The organism is Microcystis sp. M109S1 (assembly GCF_020247025.1).
GTDB lineage: Bacteria > Cyanobacteriota > Cyanobacteriia > Cyanobacteriales > Microcystaceae > Microcystis.
Window position 1 is genome coordinate 1 of record NZ_JADBRW010000277.1, and the last position, 9,683, is coordinate 9,683.

At 39.2% G+C, this 9,683-nt stretch carries 7 protein-coding genes and 3 pseudogenes; 3 read left to right on the forward strand and 7 right to left on the reverse strand.

Features of this window, described 5'->3' with window-relative positions; genetic code table 11:
• Nucleotides 1-256: 256 nt before the first annotated feature.
• The 5 genes and pseudogenes from IM322_RS13700 to bchL form a co-directional block, all read right to left on the reverse strand.
• Nucleotides 257-1,279, reverse strand: a pseudogene (locus tag IM322_RS13700) (AAA family ATPase); the annotation flags it as partial.
• A 140-nt stretch (nt 1,280-1,419) separates the two neighbouring features.
• Nucleotides 1,420-1,689 (reverse strand): annotated as a pseudogene (locus tag IM322_RS13705) (AAA family ATPase); the annotation flags it as partial.
• 170 nt (nt 1,690-1,859) lie between these two features.
• Nucleotides 1,860-3,260, reverse strand: coding sequence for a ferredoxin:protochlorophyllide reductase (ATP-dependent) subunit N (locus tag IM322_RS13710; protein WP_287675764.1), 1,401 nt, complete (start codon nt 3,258-3,260; stop codon nt 1,860-1,862).
• Nucleotides 3,261-3,276: 16 nt separating this feature from the next.
• A complete protein-coding gene (locus tag IM322_RS13715) occupies nt 3,277-3,669 on the reverse strand; it encodes a DUF5331 domain-containing protein (RefSeq protein WP_287675763.1) in 393 nt (130 codons plus the stop codon).
• 238 nt (nt 3,670-3,907) lie between these two features.
• Complete coding sequence (bchL, locus tag IM322_RS13720) at nt 3,908-4,777, reverse strand: ferredoxin:protochlorophyllide reductase (ATP-dependent) iron-sulfur ATP-binding protein (protein WP_002759152.1); 870 nt, start codon at nt 4,775-4,777, stop codon at nt 3,908-3,910.
• Between the two features lie 460 nt (nt 4,778-5,237).
• On the opposite strand from bchL, the gene IM322_RS13725 reads away from it, so the two are divergent.
• Nucleotides 5,238-6,083 (forward strand): hypothetical protein, encoded by an 846-nt coding sequence (locus tag IM322_RS13725; RefSeq protein ID WP_287675761.1) that lies wholly within the window; start codon nt 5,238-5,240, stop codon nt 6,081-6,083.
• Nucleotides 6,084-6,087: 4 nt separating this feature from the next.
• A complete protein-coding gene (locus IM322_RS13730; protein WP_002798718.1) occupies nt 6,088-6,273 on the forward strand; it encodes a hypothetical protein in 186 nt (61 codons plus the stop codon).
• 539 nt (nt 6,274-6,812) lie between these two features.
• Here IM322_RS13730 and IM322_RS13735 read toward each other — a convergent pair.
• Both IM322_RS13735 and IM322_RS13740 read right to left on the reverse strand, forming a co-directional pair.
• Nucleotides 6,813-8,021, reverse strand: coding sequence for a 4-hydroxy-3-methylbut-2-enyl diphosphate reductase (locus IM322_RS13735; RefSeq protein ID WP_287675760.1), 1,209 nt, complete (start codon nt 8,019-8,021; stop codon nt 6,813-6,815).
• Between the two features lie 94 nt (nt 8,022-8,115).
• Complete coding sequence (locus IM322_RS13740) at nt 8,116-8,589, reverse strand: CRR6 family NdhI maturation factor (RefSeq protein ID WP_287079994.1); 474 nt, start codon at nt 8,587-8,589, stop codon at nt 8,116-8,118.
• Between the two features lie 290 nt (nt 8,590-8,879).
• On the opposite strand from IM322_RS13740, the pseudogene IM322_RS13745 reads away from it, so the two are divergent.
• Nucleotides 8,880-9,563, forward strand: a pseudogene (locus IM322_RS13745) (bile acid:sodium symporter family protein); the annotation flags it as partial.
• Nucleotides 9,564-9,683: the final 120 nt, after the last annotated feature.

Consider the following 9,683-nt stretch of genomic DNA (forward strand, 5'->3'; position numbering starts at 1 on the left):
GAACCCTTATGTATAAAGGCATTTGGCGATTTTTGTCAATTGTTTTTGATCCATAGCCAACTCATCAATTAAGTCTCTTGCCAGAGAAGGATTTAGTCAATTTATGCCCCCCTATCGAACCATAACAAGTAACGAAGAGCCAAAATAGTTAACTTCAGTTCTTTCTCCCTCGCAAACAATTAAAAATCTTTTTCTTGTTTCTCTAGTCTTAGTTTGGCGACGCAAATAATCAGAAGTATTCCTATTTTTACCCATACTAATTACCAATAATGGTACTTAAATCACCAATAAAAGGTATTGCGCCATAACGACCTTGAATATAATCTTTTTCAAAGGTATCATTATTATTAATATCAGCAAATTCCACCAAAGAATATAAATCTGTTGCTCCTTGATGATTTTTTTCGGTAAACCAAATTTGATCCCTCCTCAAAAATTTATGACTAAGTAAATTAATATCGTGAGTAGTAAAAATAAGTTGAGCATTTTTGGGATTAGTTTTCTGAGAATTAAATAATTCGATTATATTTCTAGTCATTAGAGGATTAAGTCTGGCATCTAATTCATCAATTACTAAAACTTCCCCTTTTTGCAAAGTGTCTAAAATCGGTGCTGACAGAGCAAAAATCTTTTTAGTTCCATCAGATTCATGATTGTCCATATCAAAAATTTCTAACTCAATCATTTTACCTGTTGAGTCATACTTTGGATGATAGGTTTTTATGGTAGCGGACTTTATTTCACCGCTAGAGTGACTGATGATATTTCTGACAACATCCGGTAAATCTTGCGGGAGACTGTCTAAGGAAATTTTTCTGCTTTCTATTTCTAGGTTGAGATTGTCAATACTTAAATCTAATTTTTTAATTAACTTAGTTACATCATCAATCAAATCTTGTCTATCAGAAATATATCTAATCGTAATATCTTTTAAAATTCCAACATCTAACCCATACACAACACCTAAGCGACCAAACCAAGGGACAATTTCTACCGCTAGAGAATCATTAAATTGAGCTGCTAGTGATAAAAACAGAGTATTTTTTTTTGTCAATCCTTTTAGCATATTACCTTGTTCAATATTTTTGCTATATTCTATTTTATCGTCTTGCCGATTAAAAATTTTAGTTTCACGACTTCTGGGCGTACAAAATAACCATTCGGAAACTACTCGCTTTTGAGTTACTTCAAATCCATATCTATAAGTTTTATTTTTTAGCTGAAAAACTATTTCAAAAAAGGATGGTTTATCAACAGTTTCGGTACTTAATCTAAAGTGTTGGCTCTTCTGGTTTCTGTGTGGAAACGAGGTCTATACTGATAGTTTTTTCCACAAAATAGTCCTAAAAGTGTTGCCTAGTAAGCATTTCACGATTCCATAAGCAAAAATTATCACACAAAGTCGAGAAGATCCAAGTGTTCCACATCTATTTTGTCAGTGATTTGTAATTTAGCAGAATTCATGACAAACCGTCGCATAAAATTGAATGCCAGAATTAAATTACTCTTACCACTGGCATTTGCTCCATAAATAGCGGCACTTTTCAGTAAACTAAATTGTTGATTAACCTTAAAAACATTATTTTTATCAAGCTCATCATTATCATTGGCCTCCTCGGCAGCTACCATACTGAGAGTTACTACATCTTTAAAAGAGCGATAATTGCCGACACTAAATCCGATGAGCATTGCATATTAACCCTAAAAGTCTCTAAGGAATAAAGGAGACGATACTTTTATTTTATCCACTTGTTGAGCATTTGAACAAGAATTGTCGTCAGAATCGGCAAACAATCACAGGAAAAAAGGTAAGGAAAATCAATTCCTTACCTGAGGATTGTACACTTCTGACAACAAATTTACACTTTTGCTGACTCTTTAACTAACTTGTCCCAACCCAATTCCTTGAGGTTATTGTTGCGACGCAGGGGACGAGTAGCTAATTCTAAAATATCTCGCGCATTGGTGAAACCATGAATTTGAGCAAAAGTAAATTCTACCGACCATTTAGTGTTAATTCCCCGCGCTTCTAAGGGATTTGCATGGGCCATTCCTGTAATCACTAAATCGGGTTTTAACTCGTAAATGCGCTGAATCTGATTGTAGTTATCAGGTTTTTCGATAATTTTCGGGATGGGAACACCCATATCATTACAGGTTTTTTCTAGTAATGCTAATTCGGCCGCTTGGTAGCGTTTATCCATGTAAGGAATACCGATTTCATCACAAGTCATCCCGCAACGAATTAGGAAACGTGCCAAGGAAATTTCTAGTAAATTATCCCCCATAAAGAAGACCGATTTACCGCGCACAAGTTGCAGATAATCCTCTAAACTTTCCCAAATTTTTGCCTCTCTTTCCTCTAATCCCTGCGGTTCTACTCCCAAAACCGAACAGATTTTTTCTATCCAAGCGCGGGTTCCATCCGGACCGATGGGAAAGGGTGCGCCAATTAATTTACACTTACGACGACGCATTAAAGTGGTGGCAGTTCGTGATAGAAAAGGATTGACACCAGCGACATAATAACCTTCTTCAATTACCGGTAATTCAGTAAAACGTTTGGCCGGCAACCAACCATCAATTTTAACTCCTTGTTTTTTTAATTCTAGGGTTAAATTAGTCACAATCGGGTCAGGAACGGAACCAAATAAAACTAAAGGAGGATGGTCTTTATATTCCGATTCTTCCTGTTTAATTTCTTCTTTTTTACGTCCAAAAGTTAAGAGTTTCTGGATAGCATTCCGTTCTTCTTTGTCGTTTTCATTCTTAACTTTTTCGGGACATTTATGCACCATAGAAGCGAGGACGGTATCTTCCCCTTGGGTAAAGGCATAATCTAAACCATTAGCGCGCGCTGTCACGATAGGAATACCGATTTCTGACTCTAGTTTTGGTGCTAATCCTTCCAAGTCCATTTTGATTATTTCGGTGGTACAAGTACCGATAAAAACGATAACGCTAGGGTTTCTATCTCGTTTAATTTGTAAGCAAAGGCGTTTTAGTTCTTCGTAGTCTTTTAGTTGAGCGGAAATATCCCCTTCTTCTAATTCGGCCATGGCATAACGTGGTTCGGCAAAAATCATCACACCCATAGCATTTTGCAGGAAGTAACCACAGGTTTTTGTGCCGATAACAAGGAAGAAACTATCTTCGATTTTTTGGTATAACCAAGCAACACAGCTAATCGGACAAAAGGTGTGATAGTTGCCGGTTTCACAATCAAATTGTAAAGCGCTCGGTTCTTGAATGGCGGTCATGTTTTTTGGGTCTCCTTTAACTTAGTTTATTGAGGTTTTCTCGTTGTAACTCTTGGCGGATTTTTTGCAGTACAGGATCCTCATTAGGACAGACAGAATTACTTAATTCTCTTTCTTCTTCTCGTTTTTTGAGTTTTATCTCAGGGTCAAAATTTAATCCTAAAACTTCTACCAGTTTGTCCCCATCGGAATTAAGCTGACAAAAGGGATACATCCACACTGATAACTTAGGTTCTAAAGCTGCTACTGCCGCTATAATTATGTCAGCACTGGGACGTTTACCACCGTCGGGAGTTTTACGCCACCAATTTCTGGAATCCATTAAACACTTAATCCAAGCTTGATTATTTTGGTAGTAATCTAACCATTGCCTCGGTAAGGTTGCTTTTAATTCCTCAAAGTTGCTCATTTTGTCTCCTTGGCTGAATAATAATCTTCTCTCTATTAGAATTCCCAATAAGAGGGAAAAATTATCATCATCGAGTCCTCGATAAAATTCGTGGGTAGGGTGGGTTAGGCGACGATAAGTTAGGCTATTAACTAATAAGTTAATTATTCGCCGTAACCCACCCAGAAAAAGAGTTTATTGGTGGTTATTGGTGGTTATTGGTGGGTTACGCTATCGCTAACCCACCCTACAAAATAATCTAAACCATCATTAGGTCTAATTCTTCCTCGGCGTTAACTTTGGGTTTATCAGCATTAAGATAGAAATCCGATAATAAAGTGAATAATTCCCGGTCGGCAGATTCTTTGGGAATAACTCCTTCTGGTTTGGCTAAAATCTGATCGGCAATGTTGAGATAATAGTCACAAACATAACTTAACATCGGATCCTTGTCGGCCATTTCAAAGAGAGTTTGACCTTTAACTCTGGAGACGCGAATATCTTCAATTAAGGGTAAAACTTCTAACACTGGCATGGGAACATGATCCACATATTTATTAATTAAATCGCGTTTTGAGGTGCGATTACCAATTAATCCGGCTAGTCGCAGGGGATGGGTGCGCGCTTTTTCACGGACGGAAGCGGCGATGCGATTGGCGGCAAAAAGAGCATCAAAGCCGTTATCTGTGACAATTATGCAGTAATCGGCGTAATTTAAGGGTGCGGCAAATCCCCCACAGACCACATCCCCCAAAACATCGAACAAAATCACGTCAAATTCATCAAAAGCGTTCAATTCTTTTAATAATTTCACCGTTTCCCCGACGACGTAACCGCCACAACCAGCACCGGCCGGGGGGCCACCCGCTTCCACGCATTTGACACCACCGTAGCCGTCATAGATAACGTCTTCGGGCCAGATGTCTTCGTAGTGAAAATCTTTTTCTTGCAGGGTATCGATGATTGTGGGAATAAGAAAGCCTGTCAGGGTGAAGGTGCTATCATGCTTGGGGTCACAGCCTATTTGTAGGACTTTTTTGCCTCTTTTGGCTAAAGCGGCCGAAATATTACAGCTTGTTGTCGATTTACCGATGCCACCTTTTCCGTAGACTGCAAGTGTTAAAGGCATGGAAGTTCTCCTAAATGTGCGCTTGAATGGTGAGTTTGTTTATCAGTGCTTTGATCGCCATTATTGACCATCTCCCCACCCCTTGGAAAGAGGCTCAATTTTTATCTGCTATAGCTAGAGTGAGATTGAAAGCGTAAAAATTAGATAAATAATCTTTTAGAGTTTATAAAGTTGTTTAAACTCATAAAAACTTATAAAAACAGCTTTGTTTATACATTTACTTTAAATACAAACAATAAACAAAAAAACGCCAAAGCTTTACAAAAACTCGATAAACAGGGTTTTACCGTGCCAAACCCAGACAAAAAAGGTCAAGATAGAGGCAGTCTAGAGACTGATGTAAGATTTTCGTGAATAATCATTACAATTTTCCCCGTCAGCAGATTAAATAAATAGATCCTGAGAAGGATGCTGAAAAAAGCTGTAGTACAATGAGAACAAAGTACCTGTAGGGTTTCCTATGCGAGTTAAGCAAAAAACGCTGACTACACTCTTATTAGAAAATAAGGCTCCTAAATATCGTCCTTTTCTGGGTTTTTTTCTGGCTGGGGTTCCCTTGCTCTTTTTAGCCTATGTGGTTTCTTTCCAGCGCGCTTATCTCAACTGCATTAGGTTAAGCACAAAAAGGATAGATTGTCAATATGTCCAAGAGTATAATTTTCCTGTTTCTAGTCGGGAAAATTTTTCTTTGACTCACATTAAAGCTACGGCTGTCTATCAAGAAGTTTTTATCAGTGTTGAGCAGGAAAAAACTGTTAATAACACGGTTTTATTGGTCGGAAGAAATAACTATCTCTACATCGAGAATTTTCGGGATGTGCAGTCAGCTAGTGATTTTAAAACTCGATTTGATAGTTTTGTGAATAGATATCAAGCTCAGGAAATTATTGCCAAAAGTCCCCTAGATACCTTGTCAGCACTGCTAGAACACCACCATAATTATCGCTATTATCTCTGGGGTATGTTATGCTTATTGTCAGGTCTATTGTTACTTTATGATGTCAGCTATTGGGAGAGTTATGTCTTTAATCAGGGTACCTCTACCCTAACCCGTAAGCGACAACATTTAATTTTTAGAAGTGAAAGTGATTATCTTCTAGAGAGAATTGTTGAGGCAAAAGTAGAAGAGTACAAAGGCTTTTTGGGGTCTAATTACCGACGGATTATTTTAACCTTATCCAACGGGGAAAAAATTATCCTCAATTGCCGGTTACTGGAATCTATCAGTAACGGAAAAAGGGAAGAAAAAATTCTGGCAATGATTGCCGAAAAGTTAAACTTAACTCAAGAGGAAGTGTTAATCTAAGTAAATGCGCTCAAATTCTAGTTATTTAAAGTCTCTTTTTTTCGGTTTCCTATTAGTGACCGTGTTAGTTTATATATTGCGCGGCATGGGAATATTATCTTTTTTACCCGGAGGATTAATTTTGTTATTAATTCTGTCTTCCGTGGTGACGGGAATTATCTACGGAATCGATAAAACCCGCCGTTTTTAGGAAAATATTGGCTCTTCCTTCCAGACAGAAACGAGAAGGCTGCATCTCATTTTTGTAAATCTACTAAGTTGGGATTTTTAGGGGGAAACTCTCTGCTAAAGTCGGGCCTTACTTTCGATTTTATCACTCAATCCAAGCTTTTGGGGGGTAGAACCCCCCAAACCCCGGAGCGCATTAGTTTTTCGGTGGGATGCTTACAGACAGCTGCTGATACTAAATCTGGTTATTAAAAACTGATTATTTATTTTCCCCTTTGCATGAGTGCCTCTTGCATGAGTGCCTCTCCTCATAACTAGCCTATACTCAACGGATTTAGTATGATATATCTGTAATAATTTAAAAGTCACTGATAATTGCTGATTGTCGGTATTTCTGCAAATGTGAGATACACCCAACGAGAAGAATCCAACGGTTCTAACGTCAATGTCAAGATTGCGGTAGTTAGTTTCTGAGCAATCCCACTGATAAAAATATCGGCTGCATCTCCTATTTGTGATCTGAGATGCAGCCATTGCTAAAGGCTAACACACCTAGGCTAATTAACCCGGGACTAAAGAAGATTTGAACGCAAAAATTTTCTCGATCACCTCTTCTACCACCTTATCAGGAGTGGAAGCACCGGAAGTCACTCCGACGGCAATTTTTCCCTCATTTAACCAGTTATCGGTGATGATTAAATCGTCCCCTAAAGGTTTATGTTCGATGCGATTACCGGGGAGAATGCGCTCGGCACTATCGATATGATAGGAGGGAATGGCACGCTCGATCGCTATTTCCTGTAGGTGAGTGGTATTAGAGGAATTATAACCCCCAATTACCACCATTAAAGAAAGCGGTTCTTTCCCCAGTTCAAACATGGCATCTTGACGCTCTTGAGTGGCATCACAGATAGTATTAAAACTCATGAAATGATCTTTAAAATCGATCGGTCCGTACTTTCTCAACATAGTATGCTCAAAGAGTTTGCCAATTTCCTCCGTTTCACTTTTCAGCATCGTGGTTTGATTGGCAATACCGATATAATCTAGATCGCGATCGGGATCGAAACCCTGGGAATGTGCATTTTTAAACTTCTCTAAGAACTCATTTTTATCGCCACCGTGGAGAATATAATTAGCGACATAATTAGCTTGATCCAAATTTAAAACGATTAGATAAGTGCCAGCAAAAGAGCTAGTGGCGATCGTTTCTTCGTGATTATATTTCCCGTGAATAATCGAAGTGTGGTCGCTTTTTTTGTGCTTTTCCACGGAATTCCACACCTTAGAAACCCAGGGACAAGTGGTATCCACAATCATGCAACCCTTATCGTTAAGTATTTGCATTTCCGAGACACTGGCCCCAAAAGCAGGTAAAATCACCACATCCCCCGATTCCACCACACTAAAGTCTTTTTGGCCATTTTCGACCGGAATAAAACCCACGGCCATGGAGCGCAGACGCTGATTAACCGAGGGATTGTGAATAATTTCGTTAGTAATCCAGATACGTTCCAGGGGAAAATGTTGACGAGTTTCGTAGGCCATGGCGACAGCGCGTTCTACCCCCCAACAAAACCCAAAAGCTTGAGCGAGATAGATCGTCACGTGACCCCGTTGTAAACGATAATTATTTTCACGAATTTCTTGGATCAGGTCGCTTTGATACTCATTGGTCATCGCATCCATTACTTCCTCTTTATGACCGAATCCCTTGCGGTTATAGTTATCCGACTGCTGTAGGGTACGTTTAAAGGATTTTGTATCCATGATTCTCTGATAGGGGTATTGGTGGTGCTAAATTGGGCTAGACAGTAGCTTGCCATATACTAAAAATACCTTATCTAGTCAGCGCAGGAGGCTTTTAGAGACGAGAGAGAAATTCCTCGTCGATATCGTAACCAAACTGTTGAGCGAAAAATTTTAAGCGAGATAAAGCAGGAATTTGCTGACTTTTCAGCCAATCAGACAAAATAAAGAGTTTTTGCATCACAAAAATCTCTAAAGCTTCGGGATTATATTGAATTCCTTCCCCGCGATGGAATTGATGCGGGACTAACATGGCAGCATAACGGGCGATTTCTCCATGTTTTGGGTCAAGAATAAAGATTAACCAGGGATAAACCGCATCTAAACGCAGAAACCACAGCCTAACTTCCGCTATCTCCGATAATTCCCGCATATCACCCTCCGCGCGAGGATAATCTATCTCTAATTGTAGAGCTTGTTCCAATTTTGCGATCGCTGATTGGGACTGATAATCTTGAATAATAGTCTCTAAAGATGATAGATCGAGATTTTGAATCTGATTGGGGTTAAGAGCGATTTTGACAGTCATAGGCGCAAATAAAAGGTTATATCGGGCGAAATTACCGTTTTTTATCCCCAGATCGGCAATGATCTATCTCAGAAAATACTCTCGATCGGGACAAAAAAACTAAGTATGACTATTCTCTCACTCCGGAGCGAGAGAGGGAAACTGGACTAAAATCCCCAAGGTTGGATTTCTCCTACAATTTAACCTCTCTTGCACACCGGGGTTTTTTAGTCGGCAAAATCGGGAACCAGGGACAAGAATAAACCAGTCAATTTATGGGAAAATAAGCTCATCTTCTCCGCTTTTATCCCATGCAAGCCGACTTTTTTACTAATATCCTCTTACCCGTTGGCCTAGGCGTTTTAATGTTAGGCATGGGATTGGGATTAATTCTCGCCGATTTTCAGCGTATCACCCGTTATCCCAAAGCAGTCCTGATCGGTTTAGTCAATCAAATTATTATTCTACCGATCGTCGGCTTTATTATTGCTTCTCTTTTGCCTCTCCGGCCAGAAATTGCCGTCGGTTTAATGATTGTCGCCATTTGCCCCGGCGGTCCTTCCTCCAATGTTTTAACCTATTTAGCTAAGGGAGATGTGGCCCTTTCTGTTACTTTAACCGCTTTTAGCAGCATCATCACCATTTTCACCATTCCTTTTTTAGCTAGTTTGAGCTTACAGCATTTTATGGGTGAAAGTGCCGCCATCTCCTTACCCATTGGTTCTACTATGGCGCAGATATTTTTGATTATAGTTTTACCCCTGGTTATCGGTATGACTATCCGCCATTACTTCCCTTTACTGGCCAAAAGTCTGGAACCGATAACTAATCGTTTAGCCGTGATTTTTCTAGCAGTTATTATCTGCTTATTAATAATCCGAGAATCGGAACGTTTGCCCCTATTCATTGCTCAAGCTGGCATCGCAGTGATCATTTTACATACGATTGCTTCCCTAATTGGCTTTTTCAGTGGTCGTTTATCGAAAATTTGGGTTAAAACCCCGTCCTTTTAGGACGGCTTTAAGCTACAATGGAAAAAGCGATAACCAAGCTAAAAACTGAACCTTGACAACAGATAGTAAGGGGTTTCGTTCAGAAAAGACTTCAAATTCGGC

Bases quoted from the DNA above. Each gene is read 5' to 3' on its own strand.
- IM322_RS13710 (WP_287675764.1), bottom strand. From the start codon at position 3,260: ATGACCGCCATTCAAGAACCGAGCGCTTTACAATTTGATTGTGAAACC.
- IM322_RS13715 (WP_287675763.1), bottom strand. From the start codon at position 3,669: ATGAGCAACTTTGAGGAATTAAAAGCAACCTTACCGAGGCAATGGTTA.
- bchL (WP_002759152.1), bottom strand. From the start codon at position 4,777: ATGCCTTTAACACTTGCAGTCTACGGAAAAGGTGGCATCGGTAAATCG.
- IM322_RS13725 (WP_287675761.1), top strand. From the start codon at position 5,238: ATGCGAGTTAAGCAAAAAACGCTGACTACACTCTTATTAGAAAATAAG.
- IM322_RS13730 (WP_002798718.1), top strand. From the start codon at position 6,088: ATGCGCTCAAATTCTAGTTATTTAAAGTCTCTTTTTTTCGGTTTCCTA.
- IM322_RS13735 (WP_287675760.1), bottom strand. From the start codon at position 8,021: ATGGATACAAAATCCTTTAAACGTACCCTACAGCAGTCGGATAACTAT.
- IM322_RS13740 (WP_287079994.1), bottom strand. From the start codon at position 8,589: ATGACTGTCAAAATCGCTCTTAACCCCAATCAGATTCAAAATCTCGAT.